The following is a 24,600-nucleotide window of genomic DNA, read 5'->3' as shown; positions in this document are numbered from 1 at the left end:
CTCACCCGGGTGCGAGGGTTTTCGGGAAACCGCCGGGTCAAGACCTGTCCATTTCCGGCCAAGCACACCTACGGCCCGGAGCGCGTGGCGTAGTCCCTAAACTCATGGCCATGGAATCCCCAGCCGTCGAGATCGTCGACCTGGTCAAACGCTACGGCGGCACCACCGCCATCGACGGCCTCTCCCTCCGTGCCGAGCGCGCCGCGGTGACCGCCGTCCTGGGTCCCAACGGCGCGGGCAAGACGTCCACGGTCGAGATCTGCGAGGGGTTCCGCGCGGCCGACTCGGGCACCGTCAGGGTCCTCGGGCTGGCGCCCGACCGGCCCGAGCTGCGGCCGCGGGTGGGGGTCATGCTTCAGGCGGGCGGGGTGCCGCCGGCGATGCGCTGCGGCGAGTGGCTGCGGCTGGTCTCGCGCTTCTACGCCCGTCCGCTCGACTCCGGCGCGCTGCTGGCGCGGTTGGGGCTGTCCGATCACGTGCGCACCCCGTACCGGCGGCTGTCGGGCGGGCAGCAGCAGCGGCTGTCGCTGGCGGCGGCCGTGATCGGGCGTCCCGAGCTGGTCTTCCTCGACGAGCCGACGGCCGGGCTGGACCCGCAGGCCCGGCACGCCTGCTGGGAGCTGGTGGGCGAGCTGCGGCAGGCCGGCGTGTCGGTGGTGCTGACCACGCACCACATGGACGAGGCGGAGCGGCTGGCCGACCACGTGGTGATCATCGACAGGGGGCGCGTGGTGGCCGAGGGCACGCCCGCCTCGCTGACCGGTGCGGAGCGGCAGCTCAGGTTCCGGGCCCGGCCGGGTCTGGCGCTGGAGGAGCTGCTCAACGCGCTCCCTGCGGGCAGCGCGGCCAAGGAGTCGCCCGCGGGGCACTACATCATCGAGGGCCTGGTGGGGCCGGAGCTGCTGGCCACGGTGACGGCCTGGTGCGCGGCCGAGGGCGTCACGGCCGACGACCTGCGCATCGAGCGGCGCACCCTCGAGGACGTCTTCCTCGAGCTGACCGGCAGGGAGCTGCGATGACCGCGTCCGCCACGATCCTCACCATCGGCAGGGAGCCCGCGACGAGCACGTCCGCCACGATCCTCTTCACCGGACAGCAGCCCGCGACAGGCGCGTCCCCCGCCGTCCTCCTCACTGGACGAGAGGCCGCGACGGGTGCGTCCTCCGCCGTCCTTCTCGCCGGATGGAGGTCGCGATGAGCGGGCGCGAGCGGGGCTCTGGTGGCGCGGCCGCGCTGGACTTCACCCCCGCACCGGGCGCGGCGCCGTTCCCGCGCATGGTGCTCGCCCAGGCGGGCGCGGAGATCCGCGCGATGCTCCGGAACGGCGAGCAGCTGCTGCTCACGCTGATCATCCCGGTGCTGCTGCTGGTCGGCTTCTCGCTGGCGCCGCTGATCGACGTCGGCGGCGGCCGCCGCATCGACTTCCTGGCGCCGGGCGTGCTGGCGCTGGCCGTGATGTCCACGGCGTTCACGGGGCAGGCCATCGCGACCGGCTTCGAGCGCCGTTACGGCGTGCTCAAGCGGCTGGGCGCGACGCCGCTGTCCCGGGCCGGGCTCATGATGGCCAAGACGGCCGCCGTGGTGGCGGTGGAGGGCATCCAGGCCGTACTGATCGTGGCCGTGGGGCTGGCGCTGGGGTGGCGACCGCAGGGGTCGTTCCTGGGCGCGGCGCTGCTGGTCGTGCTGGGCACGGCCGCGTTCAGCGGGCTCGGGCTGCTGATGGCGGGCGTGCTGCGGGCGGAGGCGACGCTGGCCGCGGCCAACCTCGTCTACCTGGTGCTGCTGGGCGCCGGCGGGGTGATCTTCCCGCTGTCGAAGTTCCCCGAGGGCGTGCGGCCGGTGCTGGAGGCGCTGCCCATCTCGGCGCTGACCGGCGGGCTGCGCTCGGTGCTCGCCGAGGGCGCGGCGCTGCCGCTGGGCCCGCTGGCCGTGCTCGCCGCCTGGGCTGTGGTGTCGCTGGCGCTGGTGTCGCGCACGTTCCGCTGGGAGTGACGCCCGGCCTGTTTCGCTGGGAGAGACGCCCGGCGCGGTGTGGGTGCGCGCGGTGCAGGTGCCCGCGATGCAGGTGCGCGATGCCGGGTCCGCGATGCGGGCGCGCGATGCCGGGTCCGGGACTCACTCGGGCTGGGGCTGAGGCCGGTCGGCCTGGAGGGCGCCGTAGCGGCGGCGGGTGAGGGCGGCGATCGCGGTCAGCGGGATCGCGGCGGCCGCGGCGATGCCGAACAGCAGCGGATAGCGTCCCGCCTCGGCCAGCGGCCCGGCCGCCCACGACGCGACCGCGCTGCCCACGAACAGCGCGGAGGCGAAGAACGCGATCGTGGTGCCCCTGGCCTCCGGCACCACCGAGGTGGCCCAGGTCTGCAGCGAGGAGTGCAGGAAGGACCAGCCTCCGCCGAGCAGCAGCGCCGTCACCGCCACGGTGACCATGTTCACGTGCGCCGACACGAGCGCGAAGCCCACGCACAGCTGCGTGCCGCCCACGGTCATCAGCACCGGCACCGGCCAGCGCCCCGACAGCCACTTGACCAGTTTCGACAATGCCCACAGGCCCAGTCCGTACGCGGTGATGCCGAGGCCCGCCACGGCCGCGGCCACGCCCGCGTGCTCCAGCGCGGTCGCCAGGAACGGCATGGCGCCGAGCATGATCGCGCCTTCGGTGAACGCCAGCGCGAAGACGAGCAGGGCCCACCGCTGCCCGAGGACCATGCCCACGTACCGGGACACGCCGGGTGCTGCTCCCCGGTGCCGGGCACGGGACGGCTCCGGCAGCGTGCGCAGTGCGAGAGCGCAGATCAGGGCGCAGGCGGCCGGCACGGCGAAGGCGACCCGCCAGTTCACCAGCCCAGCCAGAGCGCCGCCCAGGCCCGTGGCCGCGGCCGTGCCGAGCGCGGCGGCGCCCATCAGGTCCGTGAGCGCGCGCTGCCGCACGGCGGGCTCCACGGTGTCGCCCACGTACGTCAGGCCCGTGGGGATCACCGCGCCGAAGCAGGCGCCGGCCACGACCCTGGCCGCCACCAGCGCTCCCAGCGTCGGCATCAGCGCCGACACCAGCCCCGCCAGCGCCGCGACGAGCAACGCGCCGCGCATCACCCGCACCCGGCCGAACCGGTCGGACAGCACGCCCCAGAGCGGCTGCGTCAGCCCGTACGCCAGGTAGTAGCCGCTGGCGGCGGCGACGGACGCCGACAGCGGGACGTTCAGGTCGGTGGCGATCACCACGAGCATCGGGCTGACGGCGAAGCGGTCGAAGCTGCTGACGAACGAGGCGATCGACAGGCCGAGCGGGGGCCGGGCGAGGGCGGCGGGGGCTTCCATGTGGCACCACCCTAAGTCCGGGAATGTCACCCGCCGCGGGTAGGCTCGACCGGTCGTACTCAGACGTTCCTCCCGAGGAGTCCCGTGACCGCCTTCGCCCTCGACGACCCGTTCGATCGCGGCTCCGGCCTGTCCAGATCTGGCCACCTGCTGCGGACGGCCGCGGACTCGATCCCGCCCTCCTCACTGGTGCTGCTGGGGATCGTCTCGGTGCAGCTCGGCGCCGGGTTCGCCAAGGAGCTGTTCACGGCGCTGCCGCCGAGCGCCGTGGTATTCCTGCGCATCGCGGCCGGGGCGCTGATCATGGGCGCGTTCGTCAGGCCGCGGCTGAAGGGGCTGGCCTGGCGCGACTGGGCGGTGGGCCTCGGGTTCGGCGTGACGCTGGCCGTCATGAACCTGTCGTTCTACGAGGCGCTCTCGCGGCTGCCGATGGGCATCGCGGTGGCGATCGAGTTCCTCGGGCCGCTGGGCGTGGCCCTGGCGGCTTCGCGGCGCAGGCTCGACCTGGTGTGGATCGGGCTGGCGGGCCTGGGCGTGGTGCTGCTCGCGCCGTGGGGCGAGTCGGCGTCGGTGAGCTGGGTCGGCATCGGGTTCGCGATGGTGGCCGGCGCCTGCTGGGCCGCCTACATCCTGCTGTCCGCGGCGGCGGGGCGGCGCTTTCCGGGGACGAGCGGGCTGGCGATCGCGATGATCGTGTCGAGCGTGCTGATCGCGCCGGTCGGGATCACGACGGGCGGCGCCGACCTGCTGCAGCCGGAGCTGGTGCTCATCGGGCTGGGTGTGGCGCTGCTGTCATCGGTGATCCCGTACTCGCTGGAGCTGCAGGCGCTGCGGCGCATGCCCAAGCATGTTTTCGGCATCCTGATGAGCCTGGAGCCGGCGGTGGCGGCGCTGATCGGGGTGCTGCTGCTGAGCGAGATCCTGCATGTGCAGCAGTGGGCGGCGATCATCTGCATCGTGGCCGCCAGCCTGGGCTCGACGAGGCGGGCGAAGAAGTAGCAGCCCGGCGGGGCCGCTAAAGACGGCTGGGCGAGCCGTCGTCGTGGGAGGAGGGCCGCCGCGCGCCCAGGATGGGGTCTCTCGGGCGCGCGGCGGAGGGGCTCGGCGTCGGTGGGCGGGGTTGTGCCGAGCCCGCGGAAGGTCAGCGGAGTGCGGGGTTCCGCTTGACCAGGCTTGATGCCGCCCCTCGCCGAATCTCCGGCGGGCGGGCGGACGTGGCCGGTCCGGCGTGGGACCACGGCCACGGGACGGGCCTCCGGCGGTTTTCCTCGCTCAGTCAGCCCGGAATGAGAGTACCTCTATTGACGGGTGCCCGATCCCAGAATGTCGGAAATCAGTGTTCAGCCCAGATGCCGCGTACATGGCCGATGTGCTCGTCCATGATCTGCGCGACGGCCGCGCTGTCGCCGCTCTTGAGCGCGTCGAGCAGCGCCAGGTGCTCCCTGGCCGAGTCGCCCAGCGTGCCGCGCTCGGACAGCTGTGACAGGCCGTAGAGCCTGGCCCTGTTGCGCAGGTCGCGGACGACCGAGACGAGGTGGGCGTTGCCGGACAGGGCCAGCAGCTCGACGTGGAAGCGCAGGTCGGCGTCGACGTACGCGAGCAGGTCGCCCCGCTCGCTGGCCGCGACGATCTCCTCGGCGATGGGCCTGAGCCGCTCGAACTCCTCGGTCCGCGAGCTGTCGGCCAGCCGCGCCACCGTGGGCACCTCGATGAGCTGGCGGATCTCGGTGAGCTCGTCGAGGTCGCGGTCGGACAGCTCGGTCACCCGGAAGCCCTTGTTGCGCACCGCCTCGACCAGGCCCTCCTTGGCCAGGTCGAGCATGGCCTCGCGTACGGGCGTGGCGGACACGCCGAACTGCGCGGCCAGCACCGGCGCGGAGTAGACCACCCCGGGCCGCATCTCACCGGTGATCAGCGCGGCCCGCAGCGCGTGCGCGACCTGCTCGCGCAGGCTCTGGCGCTCCCCCACCATCGGCAGGTCGAGGCGATCCTCGGCAGCCATCCGCCCATCCCTCCTACTTCCACGCCTCGTAGGCGGCAGCCGCGACCACGAGGTCCTCCCACGCCATGCCCGTGCTCTTGAACACGCGCGGCCCAGGGCCGGCGAGCACCTCCCCGGCGATCAGCTCGGCGAGGTTCCCGGCGAGATGACCAGTGGTGATCGTACCTTGACGGATGGGGATGACCACATCTCCGGCCTCCGCCAGGGCGGCCGCCCTGGCCTCGACGACCACGGTGGCGCGGGCGACGAGGTCGCCGTCGAGCTCGCGGGCGCCGGGCTCGTGCGACCCGACGGCGACGACGGTTACGCCGTCGCGGGCGAGCATACCGGGGAACAGGGGTTTTCTGGCGGTGGTGCAGCACGCCACGAGATCGGCTTCCGCGACGGCCGCCGCCACCGCCTCGCTCAACCTCCACCCTGCCACGTCCGCCCGCAGTCGCCGGTCCACCCGTCCCCCTGTCTCACCGGCCCGGTGCCCGTGTGCCGGGCGTGCGGGCTCCCGCCGCGGTGACCCGGCCTCGCCTCCCGAGACGGCGGCCTCACCTCCAGTCCGGTCAGCGACACCTATGGGCAGAGCAGCGGCACCTCCGGAGACAGCGCCCTCGCGTCCGTACACGGCCGCCTCTCCTCCGGGCGGGGCAGCGGCGTGTTCGTGAGGAGCGGCGGCATCGCCGGTCGCCGCCGAGGGCGCGTGGCCGGAGGCAGCAGGCACACCCCCGGACGTGGGAGGCGCGCCGCCGGACGCATCGGACGCACCCCCGCACACGTGAGGCGCGCCGCCGGGTGCGGCGGGCGGGTGGTGGGTGAGGGCGCGGGACGGGAGGCCGAGAGTACGGCAGCGGGCGGCGAGGGACTCGGCGCGTTCCCGGTCGCGGCCCACGATCGTCACCTCGGTGATGGGGCGTACCTCCCGGAAGGCCACCACGTGCCCCCACGCCTGCGGCCCGCTGCCGAACACCACCAGCTTCCCCCCGCCCGGCTCGGCCAGATGGCGGACGGCGAGGGCGGAGACGGCCGGCGTGCGCAGGGAGGTGAGGGCGATGCCGTCCATGGCGGCCAGCGGCGCGAGCGTGTCGCCGTCCAGCAGCAGGTACGTCCCCTGGATCCGGGGCAGCCCCCGCTCCGGGTTGCCGGGCGCGATGGTGACGGCCTTCACGCCCACGTACCGTCCTGCCGCGGCGGGCATCAGCAGGAGCTGCCCCGCGGGCACGTCCACTACGGGCCGCTGCGGCGTGGCCTCGGGGTCGAGCCCGCCCCGCAGGGCGTCCTCGAGGACCCGGACGGCCCGCCCGACGGGCACCAGCCGCTCCAGGGCGGCGGCGTCGAGATACGGCAGAGCGCTCATCGCAGCGTGAACCCCGCGCCGATCGGATCCTCGGGATCCAGCTCGAACGTGTGCCGCCCGGTCCGGTACGCGATGCCCTCGATCTCCGGCACGACCCCCTCCGCCACGACCTCGGCCACCCGGGCCCGGAAGACGCTGCCGACGACGCTGCGGTGGACCAGCGTGCCGCGCAGACCGGAGTCGTGCAGCAGCGCCAGCCGGGCCGCCGTGCCGGACCCGCACGGTGAGCGGTCCACCTCCCCGTCGGCGAACACGGTGACGTTCCGCTGGTGCGTCGCACCCTCCGCATCCGGCAGCTCGTCGTAGAAGATCACCCCGTACACGCCGGAGAGCCGCTCGTCCGAAGGATGCCGGGAGGCCGGGTGACCGGCGAGGCCGGCCTTGATGCGGCGGGCGTGCTCGATGAGCGCCGTCAGATGCCGGGGCTCCACGGACAGCCCCAGGGCTCCGGCGGGGACGGACGCGTAGATCGCGCCGCCGTACGCCACGTCCACCTTGACGCCGCCGGCCGCCACGTCACGCGCGATCACGTACGACGGCACGCTCACGAACGTGACGGCCCGCACCCGCCCTCCGGACATGCGCACCCGGGCCGTGACCCGCCCGGACGGCACGTCGATCACCACGTCCGTCTCGCCGTCGGGCCCGGCCTGGACCAGGCCCTCCTGCACCGCGTACGCGCCCAGCGCGATCGTGCCGTGCCCGCACGCGGTGGAGAAGCCGTCCTTGTGCCAGAAGAGCGCCCCGAAGCGGGCGCCGGGGTCGTTCGGCGGGACGAGGAAGCAGCCGTACATGTCGGCGTGGCCGCGCGGCTCGTGGCACAGCAGCCGCCGCACGTCGTCGAACTTCTCCTTGGCGGCCTCGCGGCGCGCGAGCACGTCGGCGCCGGGGATCTCGCCCACGCCCCCGGTCACGATCCGGAACGGCTCGCCCCCCGTGTGGTAGTCGACGGTCGTAATCACAGTTCGAACCCAGCCGGGAACGGATCGCGCGGATCCAGGAAGTATTGAGCGGTGCCGGTGATCCAGGCGCGGCCGGTGATCGACGGGACGACCGCGGGAGCGCCGCCCACGGAGGTCTCCTCCAGCAGCCTGCCCACGAACCGGGTCCCGATGAACGACTCGTTGACGAAGCCCCGGCCGAGCGGCAGCTCGCCGCGGGCGTGCAGCTGCGCCATGCGGGCGCTGGTGCCGGTGCCGCACGGTGAGCGATCGAACCAGCCGGGATGGATGGCCATGGCGTGCCGCGAGTGGTGGGCGTCGGAGCCGGGGGCGGCGAAGTAGACGTGGTGGCAGCCGCGGATGCGGTCGTCCTCGCGGTGCACGGGCTGGTCGGCGGCGTTGATCGCCTCCATGGTGGCGAGGCCGGCGGCGATGATCTCGTTCTTGGCCTTGCGGTCGAAGGGCAGGCCGTAGGAGTCGAGGTTCACGATGGCGTAGAAGTTGCCGCCGTACGCCAGGTCGTACGGGATCTCCCCGAATCCGGGCACGGTGACGACGGCGTCGAGCCGGTCGCTGTAGGAGGGCACGTTGCGCAGCGTCACCGACATGGCCATCCCGTCCTCGACGGCCACGTCCACGACCACGAGCCCGGCCGGCACCTCCAGGCGCACGGTGGTGACCGGCTCCACGACCTCCACCATGCCGGTCTCGACCAGCACGGTGGCCACGCCGATCGTGCCGTGCCCGCACATCGGCAGCAGCCCGGACACCTCGATGAACAGCACCCCGAAGTCCGCGTCCGGCCTCGTGGGCGGCTGCAGGATGGCGCCGCTCATGGCCGCGTGGCCGCGCGGCTCGGTCATCAGCAGGGTGCGGATGTGGTCGAGGTTGTCACGGAAGTACACGCGCCGCTCGGCCATGGTGGCGCCGGGGATCACGCCCACCCCACCGGTGATCACGCGGGTGGGCATGCCCTCGGTGTGGGAGTCGACGGCGTGGAAAACCCGTTTGGTCCTCATCTCAGCCCTTCTGCCAGTGCCTTCTCGGTCGCGGCCCGTACGACGGCGGCTTGCTCGTCCGTGAGCGGCTGCCTGGGGTGCCTGCACGGCCCGCCGTACCGGCCCGCGAGGTCCATGGACAGCTTGATGGCCTGGACGAACTCCGTCTTGGAGTCCCAGCGCAGCAGGGGATGCAGCTTCTTGTAAAGAGGCAGCGCGGTGGCGAGGTCGCCGGCGACCGCGGCCCGGTAGAGCGCCACGTTGGAGGCGGGCAGCGCGTTGGGGTACCCGGCGATCCATCCGACCGCCCCGGCCACGGCGAGCTCCAGCAGCACGTCGTCGGAGCCGATGAGCAGGTCGAGCTCGGGGGCCAGCTCGGCGATCTCGTACGCGCGCCGCGGGTCCCCGCTGAACTCCTTGACCGCCACGATCAGGCCCTCCTCGTGCAGCCTGGCCAGCAGCGCGGGGGTCAGGTCGACCTTGGTGTCGTACGGGTTGTTGTAGGCCACGATCGGCACCCCGGCCTTGGCGACCTCGCGGTAGTGCGCGAGGACGGCCCGCTCGTCGGCCCGGTAGGAGTTGGGCGGCAGGAGGAGCACCGAGCCGCAGCCCGCCTCGGCCGCCTGCTCGGCCCAGCGGCGCGACTCCGCGGCGCCGTAAGCGCCCGCCCCGGCCATCACGTTGGGACCCCCGACGGCCTCGACCGCCGTCTCGATCACCCGGGTCCGCTCCTCGGGGGTGAGCGTCTGGTACTCGCCGAGCGACCCGTTGGGCACGACGCCGTCGCAGCCGTTCGCGACCAGCCAGCGGCAGTGCGCGGCGTAGCCGTCGAAGTCGACGGACAGGTCGTCGCGCAGGGGCAGCGCGGTGGCCACCATGACGCCCTGCCAGGGCTTGCTGCGATGTTCCATCAGGAGTCCTCCATGTCGGGTGTTCCAGAGTGCGAGGGGCTGTCGAGGTCGCTCAGGGTGCCGTCGAGGGTGCCGTCCAGGGCGCTGAGGGTGCCCAGGGTGACGGGCTGGGCGATGGGGCGGCGCGGTGGCTGGGGCGGCTCTCCGGCCAGGCAGGACACGGCGTAACCGCAGACGCGGCCCTGGCACCAGCCCATGCCCGGCCTGGCCAGCAGCTTGATCGAGCGGGCGTCGGTGGCGCCGAGCTCCTGCGCCTCACGTACGCGCGCCAGCGGCACCTCCTCGCACCGGCACACGAGCGTGTCGTCACGCAACCACCCTTGCCAGCCCGGTTTGACGGGGTATGCCCGCTGCAACGCCTCCCCGAACGCCTGCCACCGCGCCCGCCGCCGCACCCACACCCCGGCCACCTCCCCGGCCGCCACCTCGCCCCGGCCAGGACCCGCGACACCGGAAGGCTCCGCCACACGGGAGCCTCCTCCGGCACTGGCCGACCCTGCGGCACTGACGAGCCCTGCGGCGCTGCCGAAGTCCGTGCGGTCAGCGTCAGCGCGGCCAGCGTGGGGGCGGAAGCCGGCGTCAGCCCGGCCGGCTTCGGGGCGGCGGCCGGGGTCAGCGCAGCCGGCCTGGGGGCGGCGAGTGGCGGCGACGACGGAGCGGCCGGCGATGCGGCCCTCCAGTTCGGCCAGGCGCCAGCCGCCCACGCCGGTGGGCTCGCCCGCCGCCCAGACGCCCGGCACGCTCGTGCGCTGCGCGTCGTCGACCCGCAGCACGGGGCTGCCGTCCACGTCGTACCGGGTCCCGCAGCCGAGCTGCACGCCGAGCTCGATCTGCGGCACGAACCCGTATCCGACCGCCACGGTGTCGCACTCCACGACGCGGGTGGCGAGAACGTTCCACTCCCGGTCGAGGCGGGCCACGGTGACGGCCTCCACCTCGCGCTCCCCGTGCGCCGCGACCACCGCCTGCCGCGTAAGGTACGGAACCCGGTGCCGGGCCAGGCTCACCGCGTACCCGGCGGCCTCACCGAGCCTGCCCAGGGCCAGCACGGGATGCCTGGCCAGCCCGAGACCGCGATTGGCCTCGAACACGCCGAGCACCCGCGCCCCGGCCTCCGCCAGCCCGGCCGCCACGGGCAGCAGGAACGGCCCGGTACCGGAGACGACGACCCGCCGGCCCGCCACCACGCCGTTGCCCTTGAGCAGCGCCTGCGCGCCGCCCGCCGTGAGCACGCCGGGCAGGTCCCAGCCGGGGAACGGCAGCGGCCGGTCGTACGCGCCGGTTGCGATGAGCAATCGCCGCCCGCGCAGGACGACCGGCCGCTCTCCCCGCGCACCCGCGGACGCTGCGGAGTCCGGCGAATGCGGGGAGCTCGATGGGCCGTGCGGCGTCACGCAGTGCACGGCCAGGGCGCCGTCCGGCTCGCGTGAGACGCTCCACACCTGGTGCCGCGGCAGCACGTCGGCCCGTTCGCCCAGGGCGCGCGCCAGCCGCAGGAACCGCTCCAGCCCGGACGCCCTGCCGGGAACGGCCGGATGCCGGAAGTACTGGCCGCCGAGCCGCGCCGAGGAGTCCACGAGCGCCACCCGGAGCCCGGCCAGCGCCGCCGTGAGCGCGCCCGCCACTCCCGCTGGCCCGCCGCCGACGACCACCAGGTCGTACGCCGCATCCCCGCCGTCCCCACGCCTCCGGGCCACGTCGTCAGTCATGACGTCGTCACCTCGTCCCCTGGCGCCGCCTCGGCCAGGCAGGCGCGTTCGGGCGCCCGCCCGTTCACCGAGACCAGACAGTCGAAGCAGACCCCGATGCCGCAGAACAGCCCGCGGGGCCGCCCGCCGAACCGGGTCGTGCGCCACGAGCGCACGCCGGCCGCGTGCAGCGCTGCGCCGATCGTCTGGCCGGGCACGACCGGCACGGGCCGGCCGTCGACCGTGATGTGGAACGTCACTGGGACTCCAGGGGGAAGCGGTCCGGGCGGAAGGGGCGCAGGTCCAGGTCGGGCCGGACGCCGGTGAGGACCTGCGCGAGCAGGTGTCCGGTGGCCGGGGCGAGCCCGATGCCGGCGCCCTCGTGCCCGCACGCATGGTAGAGCCCCGGCAGGCGTGGGTCGGGGCCGATGACGGGCAGGTGGTCGGGGCAGTACGGCCGGAACCCGCAGTACGACCGGATGGCCCGCACGTCGCGCAGCGCGGGGAAGAGCGCGACCGCCTGCGCGGCCAGCCGGGCGAGCACCGGCACCGACGTCGTCCGGTCGAACCCCACCCGCTCCCTGCTGGCGCCGATCAGCACGGTCCCGGCCAGGGTGCCCTCGACGACGGCCGACGTCTCCAGCCCGGCGGAGTCGCTGGCCACGTTGGTCACGTACGCGGCCGTGTAGACCTTGTGCCTGATCAGCGGCTCCCGCAGCGGCTCCGTGACCAGGATGAACCCGCGCCTCGGCAGGACCGGCAGGCACACGCCCGCCAGCGCCGCCACCTCCCCGCCCCAGGTGCCGGCCGCGTTGATCACCGCGCCGCCGAGCACGTCGCCGCGCGAGGTGCGCACGCCGGTCACCCGCTCACCCGACCGCGTGAAGCCGGTCACCTCGGCCCCGAGGCGCAGGCGGAGCGTGCCGCGTCCGTAGCGGTCGGCGCCGTGCTTGAGCAGGGCGGCGGCCGCCAGCATGGGCTGGACCTGGGCATCCTGGGGGTAGTAGACGCCGCCGGCCAGGCCGTCGGCCAGGTGGGGCTCGTAGTCGCGCAACGCGTGGGCGGGCACGACGGCGTGCTCGACGCCCTGCTTGGCGGCGAGGCCGGCGAGCCGCCGCTGGACCTCGGGGGTCTCGGCGACGACCAGCCCGCCCTTGGCCTCGAACTCGAACCCGCCGTGCTCGGCCAGCGCCCGCCAGAGCCGGTTGGACAGCACGGCGAGCTCCAGCTCCGGCCCGGGCTCCTTGTCGGACACCAGCACGTTGCCCTCGCCCGAGCCGGTCGTGCCGCCCGCCACGGGCCCGCGGTCGACCACGGTCACGTCGAGTCCGGCCCGCGCGGCGTAGTAAGCGCAGGCCGCTCCCACGACGCCGGCTCCGACGACGATGACGTCGGACATCACCACCTCCCCATCGGTAATATGTCACATACCTTCGTGAGGGAAAAGACCTCTTCCTTTGTCCGGCGCTTGCGGGGTGTCCCGCAGGGAGCTCTTCCTTTGCTCGGATTTGCGGAGCGCCCCCGCAGGGGCTTGAGAAGCCCGTTCCCGGTGACGGGACCGGCCGGTCAGGCCCGTACCATCGATGACGTGAAGCTACCCACGGACCATCCCAACCCTCTCGTGCGCCGCCTGTTCTCCTTCTGGGCGCCGACCACGCAGTCGATGCGGGGCTGGGCGATGGCGTCCGTGGTGGTCAACGCGGGCATCGCGGTGACCGGCGCGGGCGTGCGCGTCACCGGCTCCGGGCTCGGGTGCCCGACCTGGCCGAGGTGCACGCCGGACAGCTTCATCCCGGTGCCGCACCCCGAGGTGTCGATCTTCAACATGCTGATCGAGTTCGGCAACCGGCTGGTCACGTTCCTGGTGCTGGCCGTGGGGGCGGCGTGCGTGATCGCCGCATGGCGCATGGCGCCGCGCCGCAGGTCACTGGTGCGGCTGGCCCTGCTCCAGCCGGCGGGCGTCGTGGTCCAGGCCCTGTGGGGCGGGCTGGTGGTCAACACCATGCTCAACCCGTTCACGGTGGGCATGCACTTCCTCATCTCGGCCGGGCTGATCGCCGCCTGCTGGATGCTGTACGCCCGCGCGGGCGAGGGCGACGGCCCGGTGCGGCGGGTGGCGCACCGCGACATCCGCAGGCTCGGCCACGTGCTGCTGGCCGCGGTGTTCGCGCTGCTGGTGGCCGGCGTGGTGGTGACCGGCACGGGGCCCCACTCCGGCGACGCGATGGCATCGCGCTTCGACCTCGACATCGAGGCCGTGGCGAGGGTGCACGCCGACGTCGCCTATGTCGTCGTGGGGCTGACGTTCGCGCTGCTGTTCGCGCTCCACGTGAGCGACTCGACGCGGGCGGCCCGGCGGGCGGCGCTGGCGCTGTTCGCGGTGGAGCTGCTGCAGGGCGTGATCGGCTACACGCAATACTTCCTGGCCGTGCCCGCCGCCCTGGTCCTGCTGCACGTGCTCGGCTCCACGCTGGTCTGGATCTTCACCCTCAGGGTCGTCACCTCGCTCCGCACCCGCGAGCCGGCGCCGTCCCCGGCCCCCTCCCCCACCGAAGCACCCGCCACTGTCTGAGCGGATGTGCCAGGGTTGATGGCGGAATGTCGGCCACTCCCCCGGCCCACGGAGGGTGTTCTTTGTTACGAAAGGTCCGCCCCTCTCGGAAGGCGCTGCGCCGGACGTACCAAGGTCTGGTGCTGCTCAGCGTGCTCGCCCTCGCCCCCATGACGTGGGCCTGGCTCAGCAGTACGGGGCACCGGGTGACGGCCGAGCACGAGCGCTGGCTGGAGCGGGTGCCCGCGGCTCAGGCCGCGCTGGTGCTCGGCGCGGGACTGTACGGCACTCAGCCCACCCCGATGCTGGCCCGCAGGCTCGACATCTCCGCCGAGCTCTACCGGGCCGGCAAGGTGCGTGCCCTGCTGCTGTCGGGCGACAACAGCCGCAAGGAGTACGACGAGCCCACGGCCATGCGCGACTACCTGCGGGCCAAGGGTGTGCCGGACGCGGTGATGGTGCTGGACTACGCCGGTTTCGACACGTGGGACTCGTGCGTGCGGGCGCGCAAGGTGTTCGGCGCCGCCCGGGTGACCGTGGTCACGCAGGAGTTCCACATGCCGAGGGCCGTGACGCTGTGCCGCACGGCCGGGCTGGAGACGTTCGGCGTGGGCGACGACTCGTCGCGGCAGTGGCCCGGGCCCACGTACGTGTACGCCGCCCGCGAGTTGTTCGCCACCGCCAAGGCGTTCGCCGACGCGAAGATCCTGGACTCCGACCCGGTGTTCCCCGGCCCGCGCGAGGTCTCCCTGACCCGCATCCTGAGTCAGCCGGGCGCGCCGGGGGCGTAGCCGGGCGGCGGCGTGCCCCTGGCGACCGACCCGGCGTGCATCGAGGGCACCGGGAAGTCGGCGCGGGCGGTGCTCATGCACTCCAGCAGTGCCCGCTGCTCCTCGTGGAAGGTCTGCTCGTCGACCATGTGACGGGCGGCCCGCTCGTGCAGCAGCCCCAGCTCGGTGGCGGCCAGCTGGTAGTCGCGCATCGCGCGCAGCCCCCGCTTGCCGCCGTGGGCCCTGGCCCACTGCCTGGCCTGGCGGCGCCGGGAGAACGCCGACAGCATGTAGATGTCGGCCTCGCCGACGAGCTTGGTCGGCTCGTACGGCGGCAGATAGCGCTGAATGAGCGCCACGATGCGCCGCCGGTCCCTGAACACCACGCCGATGAGCACGATCAGCACCATCAGCAGCGTCAGATAGGCCACGATGAGCCCGGGGAAGCCGCCGTAGGAGGCCAGGCCGTTCCACAGGCCGTGCAGGATCATGGCGCCCGACCAGCCGGCCAGGATGTAGAACACCCGCTCGGAGCCCCGACGCTGGGCGGCGTACGCGACGGCGACGCCGATCATCGAGCTGAACAGCGGATGCGCCAGCGGCGACAGGATGCCGCGCAGCACCACCGTGACCGCCAGGCCCTTGACGCCCGAGGTGGACAGGGCGGCCAGGTAGTAGCTGACGTTCTCGCTCATGGCGAAACCGAGGCCGACCATGCTGGCGTAGATGATGCCGTCGGTGGGCCCGTCCAGCTCGGCCCGGCGGAATTTGAGCAGGCCCAGCAGCACCAGGCCCTTCATCGTCTCCTCGACCACGGGGGCGCCGAACGTGGCCGCGATGTTGCGCGCGCTGTCTTCCGACAGCTTGACGACGTCCTTGATGTAGTCGAGGTTGAGCGAGTTGACCACGCCGGCGACCAGCACCGCGATGCCCGCGCCCCACGCGAAGGCGAAGATCAGGTTGCTGCGCGGCTCCGGCTCCAGCCGGTCGAGCGCCAGCACCGCCGCCAGCAGCAGCGGCACCGGCGCCAGCGCCATCGTGAGCGCGATGAAGAACTGCACCGGAGCGCCGTTGAGCACGTCGAACGAGAAGGACACGAGGGTGCAGATGCCGGTGAGGACCAGCCCGATGATCAACGCGAACGACGGGCGGTCCTTCAACACCCAGCGTGGATCACGGCTCGCCATAGGGTGACTTTACTGGATCAGAGTGCGGGAGGCCGTGCTCGCCGGCACAGTGACGATCAAGGCCACGGCCTGTGTCGCAGGTCCGGAGCACGGTGTGGCCGGCGGCGGACCGGTCGTGCAGCAGGTCGGGACGGCGGGTGCGCCCGCCGTGGCGGCCCGGCCCCTTCGCCGCGGTCACGAGGGCCGGCGGCGCCGGATAGCCACTCGTCACCGTCCGGACATGGCGTTCGTGCACTTCCACCACGTCCGATTCCACGGCGGGGACCCGTCCGATCTCGCCCGGAGCAGAGGCCGGGCGGATCAGGCCAGCAGCGGGTCGATGGCGACGGCGAGGAAGAGCAGCGCCAGGTAGGCGTTGGACCAGTGGAAGAAGCGCATCGGCCGCAGGTCGACACCGGTCTTGCCGGCGTTGAGCCGGGCCAGCAGGCGGTGGACCTCCCACAGGCACATCGCCCCCAGCGCGCCTGCCGCGATCGGGTAGAACAGCGTGGTGCCCGCCACCGGCCACAGCGCCAGCGAGCACAGCACGGTCGCCCACGTGTAGGCGATGGACTCGAGGATGACCCGCCGCTCGGTGGCCACGACGGGCAGCATCGGCACCTTGGCCGCCGCGTAGTCCTCCTTGTAGCGCATGGCCAGCGTCCAGGTGTGCGGCGGAGTCCAGAAGAACACCACGCCGAACAGCACCAGCGGCGCCCAGTCGAGCCGCTCGGTGATGCCCGCCCAGCCGATCATCACCGGCATGCAGCCCGCGATGCCGCCCCACACGATGTTCTGGGCCGTGCGCCGCTTGAGGATCATCGAGTAGACCAGCACGTAGAACAGGATCGCGCCGAGGGACAGCAGGGCCGCCAGCCAGTTGGTGGTGACCCAGAGCCCCGCCGTGGACAGGACGCCGAGCACGATGCCGAAGATCAGCGCGCCCCGCGGCGACACCTGGTGCCGGGCCAGCGGCCGGCGGCGGGTGCGGCGCATCTTCTGGTCGATGTCGCGATCCACGTAACAGTTGAGCGCGTTGGCGCTGCCCGCCGACAGGGTGCCGAACACCATGACCGCGATGGACGTCCACAGCGGCGGCAGGCCGCCGGCCGCGAGGAACATCACCGGCAGCGTCGTGATCAGCAGCAGCTCGATGATCCGCGGCTTGGTGAGCGCGATGTAGGCCTTGACGATCATGCCGATCGAGCGCGGCGCCTCCACCTGCGGTGATGGGGCCGTCGCGTGCCTGTTGGTCAGCACCGTCAAGGCGCTTCCAGCCTGTGCGGGGTCAACGCGTAACCTCTGATAAGAGCGGATCCATGGGTGGGCGCCGGTGACGCCTCTGCGAACCCAACAAACTGTAGTCGCAGGGTGGGCCGGTCCGGCCAATGGGGGGCTTGCGCCAGTCATGGACACGCGAGGGTGGATATGGAATTGATCGCCAACTCCACTCGGTTAGGGTCCCATGTGGGCGGGATAGCCAACCGGCACAACCGATGACAACTAGATTCCGGAGATCGAGCACTTGAGCACCGAACTCGTGCCAGCCCTTGAATGGACCGACCTGGACAAGCAGGCGGTCGACGTCGTTCGAGCACTGGCGATGGACGCAGTGGAGAAGGCGGGCTCGGGTCACCCCGGCACCGCCATGAGCCTGGCCCCCGCCGCATACCTGCTGTTCCAGCGTGTGATGCGCCACGACCCCACCGATCCCACCTGGATCGGCCGGGACCGTTTCGTGCTGTCGTGCGGCCACACCAGCCTGACGCTCTACATCCAGCTCTACCTTTCCGGCTACGGTCTGACCCTCGACGACCTCAGGCGCCTGCGCCAGTGGGACAGCCTCACGCCGGGCCACCCCGAGTACGGCCACACGGCCGGCGTCGAGACGACCACCGGCCCGCTCGGCCAGGGCCTCGGCAACGCGGTCGGCATGGCGATGGCCGCCCGCCGCGAGCGCGGCCTGTTCGACCCCGACGCCGAGCTCGGCTCCTCGCCGTTCGACCACCACATCTGGTGCTTCGTCAGCGACGGCGACATCGAGGAGGGCATCAGCCACGAGGCCAGCGCCCTCGCCGGCCACCAGAAGCTGGGCAACCTCATCGTCGTGTGGGACGACAACCACATCTCCATCGAGGACGACACGCTGATCGCCAAGTCCGAGGACGTGGTCAAGCGCTACGAGGCCTACGGCTGGCACACCGAGAGCGTCGACTGGACGGCGGGCGACGACTACCACGAGGACGTCCAGGCCCTCTACGACGCCCTCCAGGCGGCCAAGGCCGAGACCGACCGGCCGTCGTTCATCCGCCTGCGCACGATCATCGGCTGGCCGGCGCCCAACAAGCGCAACACCGGCAAGATCCACGGCTCGGCCCTGGGCGAGGCGGAGATCGCCGCCACCAAGGAACTGCTCGGCATGGACCCGGCCGTGACCTTCCACGTGCCCGACGCGGTGATCTCTCACGCCCGCGAGGTCGCGCAGCGCGGCCGCACCGCGCACGCCGAGTGGGAGAAGGGCTACGCCGAATGGCGTCTGGCCAACCCCGAGCGCGCCGAGGAGCTCGACCGCATCTCCCACCGGGTGCTGCCCAACGGCTGGTACAAGGCGCTGCCGTCGTTCGACGCCGGCGCGTCGATCGCCACCCGCAAGGCGTCGGGCGAGGTGCTGAGCGCGCTGGCGCCGGTGCTGCCCGAGCTGTGGGGCGGCTCGGCCGACCTGGCCGAGTCCAACAACACCACGATGAAGGGCGAGCCGTCCTTCATCCCGGAGGAATACCAGACCAAGGAGTTCCCCGGTAACCGCTACGGCCGCACGCTGCACTTCGGCATCCGCGAGCACGCCATGGGCGCCATTCTCAACGGCATCGCCCTGCACGGCGGCACCCGCCCGTACGGCGGCACGTTCCTGGTCTTCTCCGACTACATGCGCCCCGCGGTGCGCCTGGCCGCCCTCATGAAGCTGCCGGTCACGTACGTCTGGACGCACGACTCCATCGGCCTGGGCGAGGACGGCCCCACCCACCAGCCGATCGAGCACCTGTGGTCGCTGCGCGCGATCCCCGGCCTCGACGTCGTGCGCCCGGCCGACGCCAACGAGACGGCGCACGCCTGGAAGACCGTGCTGGAGCACAAGGACCGTCCCGCCGCGCTCTGCCTGACCCGGCAGAACCTGCCGGTCTACGAGGGCACCAGCGCCGACGGCGTGGCCCGCGGCGGCTACGTGCTGCGCGAGGCCTCCGACGGCCAGCCCAGGGTCATCATCATCGCCACCGGCAGCGAGGTGCAGCTCGCCGTGGAGGGCCGCGAGCTGCTCGAGGCGCAGGGCATCCCCACGCGAGTGGTCTCCATGCCGTGTGTCGAGTGGTTCAACGGGCAGGATTCCGCATACAGGCAGACCGTTCTGCCGTCGTCGATCAGAGCTCGGGTCGCGGTCGAGGCGGGCGTCGCGCTCGGCTGGCACCAGTACGTCGGGGAATGCGGCGAAGTGGTCAGCCTCGAACACTTCGGTGCGTCGGCTCCGTACAAGACTGTGTACGAGCAGTTCGGGCTGACGGCCGAACGCGTGGCGGCGGCGGCACATGCGAGCCTGGCCAAGCTTGGCCAGGAAAAGGGCGAGACGACGGGAAACTGAAGAGAACATGAGCGAGATCCTCAACAAGCTGTCCGGCCAGGGCGTGGCCATCTGGCTCGACGACATCAGCCGTGAGCGCCTGCGCAGCGGCAACCTCGAGCAGCTGATCAAGGAGAAGAACGTCGTCGGGGTCACGTCCAACCCGACGATCTTCGCCGGCGCGCTCAGCAAGGGCGACGCCTACGACGTGCAGCTGCACGACCTGGCCGTCCGTGGCGTGACCGTGGACGAGGCGGTGCGCGCGATCACGACGTACGACATCCGCTGGGCCTGCGACGTGCTGCGCCCGGTCTACGACGCCACCGGCGGCGTGGACGGCCGCGTGTCGCTGGAGGTCGACCCGCGCCTGGCCCACGAGAGCGAGAAGACCGTGGCCGAGGCCCGGGCGCTGTGGTGGATGGTCGACCGGCCCAACCTGTTCATCAAGATCCCGGCGACGCTCGAGGGCCTGCCGGCGATCACGCAGGCCATCTCCGAGGGCATCAGCGTCAACGTCACGCTGATCTTCTCGCTGGAGCGCTACCGCGCGGTCATGGACGCCTGGCTGGCCGGCCTGGAGGCCGCGCAGGCCAAGGGGCTCAACCTGGCCACGATCGAGTCGGTGGCCTCGTTCTTCGTCAGCCGGGTCGACACCGAGATCGACAAGCGGCTCGACAAGCTGGGCAAGCCGGAGCTGAAGGGCAAGGCGGCCGTGGCCAACGCGCGGCTGGCGTACGCGGCGTACGAGGAGGTCATGAACTCCGAGCGCTGGCAGCGCCTGCGGGCCGCCGGCGCCCGGCCGCAGCGCCCGCTGTGGGCCTCGACCGGCGTGAAGAACCCCGAATACGCCGACACCCTCTACGTCGACCAGCTCGTCGCCCCCGGCACGGTCAACACGATGCCGGAGAAGACACTCGACGCGACCGCCGACCACGCCGACATCACCGGCGACACCGTGCGCCCGTTCTACGAGGACGCCTGGAACGTCATGGCGGCGCTCAAGGAGGCCGGCGTCGACTACGACGACGTGGTGAAGGTGCTGGAGGAGGAGGGCGTGCAGAAGTTCGAGGCGTCCTGGAACGAGCTGCTCGAGAGCGTCAGCAAGAACCTGGTTCCGTGATGGACGTGCTCTACCGCGACGGAGGGGTGGCTTCGGCCGCCGCCTCCGTCGCGGGGCGCCTCTCCGCCGACGGCGTGCCCGCCCGGCTCGCCGCCGGCGACCCCACGCTGTGGGGCGAGGACGCCGAGACGCGGGCGGTGCCGTTCCGCGTCTCCCGCGAGCTGCTGCCCGAGCTGGGCGAGCTCGCCGCCCGGGCCGGGGCCGCGGGCCTGACGAACGTGGTGCTGGCCGCGACGGGCGGCCCGGCGCTGGCCGCGGAGGTGATCTGCGACACCGCGGACGTGCCGCTCACCGTGCTCGACACGACCGACCCCGGGCAGGTGCGGCGCGCGCTGGCCGAGCCGCTGGAGCCGACGGTCCTGGTGGTGGCGGGCCAGGCTGTGGAGACCGACTGCGTGCTGCGGATCTACGAGGAGCTGTTCGCGCAGGCCGGCCTCGCGAGCGCCGACCGGATCGTGGTCGTGGCCGATCCCGGCTCGCCGCTGGGCCGGCGGGCCGCCGAGCGCGGCCACCACCTGGTGCCCGACACGACGACCGGCGGCCAGGGCCCGGCCGACGGCGTCTGGCGTCCGGCGCTGTCCGCGGCGGCGCTGGTGCCGAGCGCGCTGGCGGGCGCCGACGTGGAGCGCCTGCTCGACGAGGCAGGCGAGGTGCTGCCGCTGCTGTCACTTGACGAGGGCAACCCCGGGCTGGCCCTCGGGGCGGCGCTCGGCGGCGCGGCGCTGGCCGGGCGCGACAAGCTGCTGCTGGAGGACCAGCTGTCGGCCATCGCCGGGCTGCCCGGCTGGATCGAGCAGCTGATCGCCGAGGCCACCGGCAAGCAGGGCAGGGGGATCCTGCCGGTCGTGGGCGCCGACCCCAACCGGGCCGCGGACGAGCTGGTCGTCGCCATCGAGTCGGACGTCGGGGACGTGCGCGTGGACGGACCCCTGGGGGCGCAGTTCCTGGTCTGGGAGTACGCCGCCGCCGTCGCCGCGCTGCTGCTGGAGACCGACCCGGCCGCCCGGCCGGACCTGGCCGAGTCCGAGGACAACACCTCCGCCCTGCTGGCCCTGCCCGACCTGCCCACGGGCGCGCCCTCGCTGGTCGACGGCCCGGTCGAGGTGTACGGGCCGACGGGGGCCAAGGACCTGCAAGGCGTGTTCGCCGACCTGCTGCACGCGATCCCCGCGGACGGCTACCTGTCGGTGACGGCCTACCTCGACCGGCTGGCGGCGTTCGACGCGCCGGTGCCCGACGGGGCCGACTTCGAGCAGATGACCGACGCCTGGATGATGGCCGACCCGGCCACGCTGCGGGCGTTGCTGGCGCTGCGTACCGACCGGCCGGTGACGTTCGGGTGGGGGCCGCGGTTCCTGCACTCGACCGGCCAGTACCACAAGGGCGGGCCCCAGAACGGGGTGTTCCTGCAGATCACCGGGGTGGTGACCGAGGACGTCGCGGTCCCCGGCCTGCCGCACACCCTGGGCCGTCTCCAGCTCGCCCAGGCCCTCGGCGACCTGGAGGCGCTCGCCACGCGCGGGCGGCCCGCCGTACGCCTGCATTTGACCGACCGCGCGGCAGGAGTCGCGCACCTGCTCGCAGCCGCACAGGAGGTTTGAGATGACAGACCCGGCAGCACCCCCTGAGGAATCCGTCACCACGGCTGCGCCCGCGGAGGAGGCCGTCACCGCGGCGGCGGCCGTCGCGGGCACGTCGACCACGCTGGACGTGGTGGCCGCCAACCCGCTGCGGGACCCGCGCGACAAGCGGCTGCCCCGCGTGGCGGGACCGTGCGTGATGGTGTTGTTCGGCGTGACGGGTGACCTGGCCAAGCGCAAGCTGCTGCCGGCGATCTACGACCTGGGGAACCGGGGGCTGCTGCCGCCGGGGTTCTCGCTGGTCGGTTTCGCCCGGCGTGATTGGAAAGACCAGGATTTCGCCCAGCTGACGCACGACGCGGTCAAGGCGCACGCGAGGACGCCGTTCCGTGAGGAGGTCTGGAAGCAGCTGCTCGAGGGCATCCACTTCGTGCCCGGCGAGTTCTCCGACGACGGGGCCTTCGACGCGCTGGCCATGGCCTTGGCCGAGATCGACCAGACGCGCGGCACTGGCGGAAACTACGCGTTCTACCTTTCGGTGCCGCCGAAGTTCTTCCCCTTGGTGGTGGAGCAGCTCAAGCGCACCGGGCTGGCCGACGCGCCCGAAGGGTCGTGGCGGCGAGTCGTGATCGAGAAGCCGTTCGGTCACAACCTGCAGTCGGCCCACGAGCTCAACGAGATCACCACGTCGGCGTTCCCGGAGAGCTCGATCTTCCGGATCGACCACTACCTGGGCAAGGAGACCGTCCAGAACATCATGGCGCTGAGGTTCGCCAACAACCTCTACGAGCCGATCTGGAACCGCGGCTTCGTCGACCACGTGCAGATCACGATGGCCGAGGACATCGGCATCGGCGGGCGCGCGGGCTACTACGACGGCATCGGCGCGGCCCGCGACGTGATCCAGAACCACCTGCTCCAGCTCCTCGCGCTGGTCGCGATGGAGGACCCGACCTCGTTCGACGCCCAGGCGCTGCGGCGGGAGAAGGAGAAGGTGCTCAAGGCCGTGCAGTTGCCGGCCAACCTGGGGCTCAACACGGCGCGCGGCCAATACTCGGCGGGCTGGCAGGGCGGTGAGAAGGTCGTCGGCTACCTGGAGGAAGAGGGCATCTCGCGCGAGTCGATCACCGAGACGTACGCCGCCATCAAGCTGGAGATCGCCAACCGGCGGTGGGCGGGAGTGCCGTTCTACCTGCGGACCGGCAAGCGCCTGGGCCGGCGGGTGACCGAGGTGGCGGTGGTGTTCCAGCGGGCGCCGCACCTGCCCTTCAGCAAGGACGACGTCGAGATCCTCGGCCAGAACGCGCTGGTCATCCGGGTGCAGCCGGACGAGGGCATCACCGTGCGGTTCGGGTCCAAGGTTCCCGGGACCGCGATGGAGGTGCGCGACGTGTCCATGGACTTCGCCTACGGCGAGTCGTTCCTGGAGTCGTCACCGGAGGCCTACGAGCGGCTGCTGCTCGACGTGATGATCGGCGACCCGCCGCTCTTCCCGCACCAGCGGGAGGTGGAGTTGTCGTGGAAGATCCTCGACCCGATCGAGGAGTTCTGGGCCACGCAGGGCCAGCCGGAGCCGTACGAGTCCGGCTCGTGGGGGCCGGAGTCGGCGAACGCGATGATGGCCCGCGACGGGCGCGTGTGGAGGAGACTCTAAGTGACGACTTTCATGCTGTCGGACACGACGGCAGGCAAGATCTCGGCGCAGTTCACGCACCTGCGCCACCAGATGGGCGCGCCCGCCATCGGCATGGTCCTGACGCTCGTCGTGGTCTGCGAGGAGCGCCACCAGTACGACGCGCTGCGCGCCGCCAGCGAGGCGGCCCGCGAGCACCCGTCGCGCATCATCGTGGTGATCAACCGTGAGGTCGAGGAGCCCATCAGGCTCGACGCCGAGCTGCGCATCGGCGAGTCCACGCCGGGCGAGGTGGTGGTGCTGCGCCTGTACGGCGAGCTGACCCAGCACGCCGACTCGGTGGTCAGCCCGCTGCTGCTGCCCGACACACCGGTCGTGGCCTGGTGGCCGGGCAAGGCCCCGGACGTGCCGTCCAAGGACGCGATCGGGGCGCTGGCGCAGCGCCGCATCACCGACGCCAGAGGCTTCGATGACGGCGGCGTCACGTCGCTGGTGACCAGGGCCAAGGGGTACGCCCGCGGCGACACCGACCTGGCGTGGGCCCGCCTGACGCCGTGGCGGAGCCTGCTCGCGGCCGCGTTCGACCAGCCGGTGGGCAAGGTGTACGAAGGGGTCGTGGAGGCCTCCTCGGGCAACCCGAGCGCGCCGCTGCTGGCCGCCTGGCTGTCGGAGCGGCTCGGGGTGCACATCGAGGTCCTCGAATCGCCCGGCCCCGGGATCACCACCGTGCGCCTGAAGCTGGACGGGGGCGAGCTGTCCGTGGTCAGGACCGACGCCCGGCTGGCCACGCTCTCGCGCCCGGGCCAGCCGGACCGGAACGTGGCTCTGGCCAGGCGGCACACCTCGGAGCTGATGGCCGAGGAGCTGCGCAGGCTCGACAGCGACGAGATCTACGAGGCCGCGGTCAAGCGGTTCGCCCGGACGTACAAGGGATGACCCGAGAGATCGTGGCTGAGAAAGTAGGGTC

The 24,600-nt window shown here is 72.5% G+C and carries 22 protein-coding genes; 11 read left to right on the top strand and 11 right to left on the bottom strand.

The genetic code is table 11. The annotated features are described in order from the left end of the window. Positions 1 to 110 precede the first annotated feature (110 nt). The 3 genes from ID574_RS38190 to ID574_RS38180 are packed head-to-tail and all read left to right on the top strand — an operon-like array spanning position 111 to position 1,992. On the top strand, positions 111 to 1,019 hold the full coding sequence (locus ID574_RS38190; RefSeq protein ID WP_188193893.1) for an ABC transporter ATP-binding protein: 909 nt from the start codon (positions 111 to 113) through the stop codon (positions 1,017 to 1,019). After that, positions 1,016 to 1,198 carry a hypothetical protein gene (locus ID574_RS38185; RefSeq protein WP_188193892.1) on the top strand — a complete coding sequence of 61 codons (183 nt, stop codon included), beginning with the start codon at positions 1,016 to 1,018 and terminating at the stop codon, positions 1,196 to 1,198. Before ID574_RS38190 ends, ID574_RS38185 begins: the two co-directional genes overlap by 4 nt. Further along, positions 1,195 to 1,992, top strand: coding sequence for an ABC transporter permease (locus ID574_RS38180; RefSeq protein WP_188193891.1), 798 nt, complete (start codon positions 1,195 to 1,197; stop codon positions 1,990 to 1,992). Before ID574_RS38185 ends, ID574_RS38180 begins: the two co-directional genes overlap by 4 nt. Before the next feature lie 123 nt (positions 1,993 to 2,115). On the opposite strand, the gene ID574_RS38175 is transcribed toward ID574_RS38180, so the two are convergent. Next, the gene (locus tag ID574_RS38175; RefSeq protein ID WP_188193890.1) at positions 2,116 to 3,315 is read right to left on the bottom strand and encodes an MFS transporter; all 1,200 of its coding nucleotides are present in this window, start codon (positions 3,313 to 3,315) and stop codon (positions 2,116 to 2,118) included. Between the two features lie 84 nt (positions 3,316 to 3,399). Here ID574_RS38175 and ID574_RS38170 point away from each other — a divergent pair, with 84 nt between their 5' ends. Beyond that, entirely contained in the window at positions 3,400 to 4,314 is a 915-nt protein-coding gene (locus tag ID574_RS38170) for an EamA family transporter (protein ID WP_188193889.1), read from the top strand. Positions 4,315 to 4,648: 334 nt separating this feature from the next. On the opposite strand, the gene ID574_RS38165 is transcribed toward ID574_RS38170, so the two are convergent. The 8 genes from ID574_RS38165 to ID574_RS38125 are packed head-to-tail and all read right to left on the bottom strand — an operon-like array spanning position 4,649 to position 12,599. Further along, the gene (locus ID574_RS38165; protein ID WP_188193888.1) at positions 4,649 to 5,317 is read right to left on the bottom strand and encodes a GntR family transcriptional regulator; all 669 of its coding nucleotides are present in this window, start codon (positions 5,315 to 5,317) and stop codon (positions 4,649 to 4,651) included. Positions 5,318 to 5,330: 13 nt separating this feature from the next. Then, positions 5,331 to 6,662, bottom strand: a complete 1,332-nt coding sequence (locus ID574_RS60520) for an ornithine cyclodeaminase family protein (RefSeq protein WP_223167503.1) — start codon at positions 6,660 to 6,662, stop codon at positions 5,331 to 5,333. Further along, positions 6,659 to 7,624: a proline racemase family protein gene (locus ID574_RS38150; RefSeq protein ID WP_188193887.1), complete on the bottom strand. Its 966-nt coding sequence runs from the start codon at positions 7,622 to 7,624 to the stop codon at positions 6,659 to 6,661. Before ID574_RS38150 ends, ID574_RS60520 begins: the two co-directional genes overlap by 4 nt. After that, positions 7,621 to 8,622: a proline racemase family protein gene (locus ID574_RS38145; protein ID WP_188193886.1), complete on the bottom strand. Its 1,002-nt coding sequence runs from the start codon at positions 8,620 to 8,622 to the stop codon at positions 7,621 to 7,623. The genes ID574_RS38150 and ID574_RS38145 overlap by 4 nt, the downstream gene beginning before the upstream one ends. Further along, the gene (locus ID574_RS38140) at positions 8,619 to 9,512 is read right to left on the bottom strand and encodes a dihydrodipicolinate synthase family protein (protein WP_188193885.1); all 894 of its coding nucleotides are present in this window, start codon (positions 9,510 to 9,512) and stop codon (positions 8,619 to 8,621) included. Before ID574_RS38140 ends, ID574_RS38145 begins: the two co-directional genes overlap by 4 nt. Beyond that, a complete protein-coding gene (locus ID574_RS38135) occupies positions 9,512 to 11,221 on the bottom strand; it encodes an FAD/NAD(P)-dependent oxidoreductase (protein ID WP_188193884.1) in 1,710 nt (569 codons plus the stop codon). Before ID574_RS38135 ends, ID574_RS38140 begins: the two co-directional genes overlap by 1 nt. After that, a complete protein-coding gene (locus tag ID574_RS38130) occupies positions 11,218 to 11,460 on the bottom strand; it encodes a (2Fe-2S)-binding protein (RefSeq protein ID WP_188193883.1) in 243 nt (80 codons plus the stop codon). Before ID574_RS38130 ends, ID574_RS38135 begins: the two co-directional genes overlap by 4 nt. Then, positions 11,457 to 12,599 (bottom strand): NAD(P)/FAD-dependent oxidoreductase, encoded by a 1,143-nt coding sequence (locus ID574_RS38125; RefSeq protein ID WP_188193882.1) that lies wholly within the window; start codon positions 12,597 to 12,599, stop codon positions 11,457 to 11,459. The genes ID574_RS38130 and ID574_RS38125 overlap by 4 nt, the downstream gene beginning before the upstream one ends. Before the next feature lie 189 nt (positions 12,600 to 12,788). Between ID574_RS38125 and ID574_RS38120 the strand changes: the two genes are divergently transcribed. After that, positions 12,789 to 13,772 (top strand): COX15/CtaA family protein, encoded by a 984-nt coding sequence (locus tag ID574_RS38120; RefSeq protein ID WP_188193881.1) that lies wholly within the window; start codon positions 12,789 to 12,791, stop codon positions 13,770 to 13,772. 62 nt (positions 13,773 to 13,834) lie between these two features. After that, positions 13,835 to 14,542, top strand: coding sequence for a SanA/YdcF family protein (locus ID574_RS38115; RefSeq protein ID WP_223167502.1), 708 nt, complete (start codon positions 13,835 to 13,837; stop codon positions 14,540 to 14,542). Here ID574_RS38115 and ID574_RS38110 read toward each other — a convergent pair. Continuing rightward, a complete protein-coding gene (locus tag ID574_RS38110) occupies positions 14,518 to 15,708 on the bottom strand; it encodes a PrsW family intramembrane metalloprotease (protein ID WP_188193879.1) in 1,191 nt (396 codons plus the stop codon). The two genes, ID574_RS38115 and ID574_RS38110, sit on opposite strands and share 25 nt — an antisense overlap. Before the next feature lie 300 nt (positions 15,709 to 16,008). Further along, positions 16,009 to 16,953: a heme o synthase gene (locus ID574_RS38105; RefSeq protein ID WP_188193878.1), complete on the bottom strand. Its 945-nt coding sequence runs from the start codon at positions 16,951 to 16,953 to the stop codon at positions 16,009 to 16,011. Positions 16,954 to 17,212: 259 nt separating this feature from the next. Here ID574_RS38105 and tkt point away from each other — a divergent pair, with 259 nt between their 5' ends. The 5 genes from tkt to ID574_RS38080 all read left to right on the top strand — a co-directional run bounded on the left by tkt (position 17,213) and on the right by ID574_RS38080 (position 24,569). Next, positions 17,213 to 19,321: a transketolase gene (gene tkt / locus ID574_RS38100; RefSeq protein WP_188193877.1), complete on the top strand. Its 2,109-nt coding sequence runs from the start codon at positions 17,213 to 17,215 to the stop codon at positions 19,319 to 19,321. A gap of 7 nt (positions 19,322 to 19,328) precedes the next feature. Further along, positions 19,329 to 20,420 carry a transaldolase gene (gene tal / locus ID574_RS38095; protein WP_188193876.1) on the top strand — a complete coding sequence of 364 codons (1,092 nt, stop codon included), beginning with the start codon at positions 19,329 to 19,331 and terminating at the stop codon, positions 20,418 to 20,420. Continuing rightward, the gene (locus ID574_RS38090; RefSeq protein ID WP_188194074.1) at positions 20,420 to 22,021 is read left to right on the top strand and encodes a glucose-6-phosphate isomerase; all 1,602 of its coding nucleotides are present in this window, start codon (positions 20,420 to 20,422) and stop codon (positions 22,019 to 22,021) included. The genes tal and ID574_RS38090 overlap by 1 nt, the downstream gene beginning before the upstream one ends. Positions 22,022 to 22,199: 178 nt before the next feature. After that, the gene (zwf, locus tag ID574_RS38085) at positions 22,200 to 23,654 is read left to right on the top strand and encodes a glucose-6-phosphate dehydrogenase (protein ID WP_223167542.1); all 1,455 of its coding nucleotides are present in this window, start codon (positions 22,200 to 22,202) and stop codon (positions 23,652 to 23,654) included. Continuing rightward, positions 23,655 to 24,569: a glucose-6-phosphate dehydrogenase assembly protein OpcA gene (locus ID574_RS38080; RefSeq protein WP_188193874.1), complete on the top strand. Its 915-nt coding sequence runs from the start codon at positions 23,655 to 23,657 to the stop codon at positions 24,567 to 24,569. It abuts the gene before it with no gap. Positions 24,570 to 24,600: the final 31 nt, after the last annotated feature.

The organism is Nonomuraea sp. SYSU D8015 (assembly GCF_008065375.1).
Lineage (GTDB): Bacteria > Actinomycetota > Actinomycetes > Streptosporangiales > Streptosporangiaceae > Nonomuraea.
The sequence above is the reverse complement of the archived record's forward strand: the minus strand, read 5'-3'. Positions and strand labels throughout refer to the sequence as shown.

Bases quoted from the DNA above. Each gene is read 5' to 3' on its own strand.
- ID574_RS38135 (WP_188193884.1), bottom strand. From the start codon at position 11,221: ATGACTGACGACGTGGCCCGGAGGCGTGGGGACGGCGGGGATGCGGCG.
- zwf (WP_223167542.1), top strand. From the start codon at position 22,200: ATGGTGTTGTTCGGCGTGACGGGTGACCTGGCCAAGCGCAAGCTGCTG.
- ID574_RS38110 (WP_188193879.1), bottom strand. From the start codon at position 15,708: ATGGCGAGCCGTGATCCACGCTGGGTGTTGAAGGACCGCCCGTCGTTC.
- ID574_RS60520 (WP_223167503.1), bottom strand. From the start codon at position 6,662: ATGAGCGCTCTGCCGTATCTCGACGCCGCCGCCCTGGAGCGGCTGGTG.
- ID574_RS38125 (WP_188193882.1), bottom strand. From the start codon at position 12,599: ATGTCCGACGTCATCGTCGTCGGAGCCGGCGTCGTGGGAGCGGCCTGC.
- ID574_RS38175 (WP_188193890.1), bottom strand. From the start codon at position 3,315: ATGGAAGCCCCCGCCGCCCTCGCCCGGCCCCCGCTCGGCCTGTCGATC.
- ID574_RS38090 (WP_188194074.1), top strand. From the start codon at position 20,420: ATGGACGTGCTCTACCGCGACGGAGGGGTGGCTTCGGCCGCCGCCTCC.
- ID574_RS38180 (WP_188193891.1), top strand. From the start codon at position 1,195: ATGAGCGGGCGCGAGCGGGGCTCTGGTGGCGCGGCCGCGCTGGACTTC.
- ID574_RS38185 (WP_188193892.1), top strand. From the start codon at position 1,016: ATGACCGCGTCCGCCACGATCCTCACCATCGGCAGGGAGCCCGCGACG.
- ID574_RS38140 (WP_188193885.1), bottom strand. From the start codon at position 9,512: ATGGAACATCGCAGCAAGCCCTGGCAGGGCGTCATGGTGGCCACCGCG.
- ID574_RS38165 (WP_188193888.1), bottom strand. From the start codon at position 5,317: ATGGCTGCCGAGGATCGCCTCGACCTGCCGATGGTGGGGGAGCGCCAG.
- tal (WP_188193876.1), top strand. From the start codon at position 19,329: ATGAGCGAGATCCTCAACAAGCTGTCCGGCCAGGGCGTGGCCATCTGG.
- ID574_RS38145 (WP_188193886.1), bottom strand. From the start codon at position 8,622: ATGAGGACCAAACGGGTTTTCCACGCCGTCGACTCCCACACCGAGGGC.
- ID574_RS38190 (WP_188193893.1), top strand. From the start codon at position 111: ATGGAATCCCCAGCCGTCGAGATCGTCGACCTGGTCAAACGCTACGGC.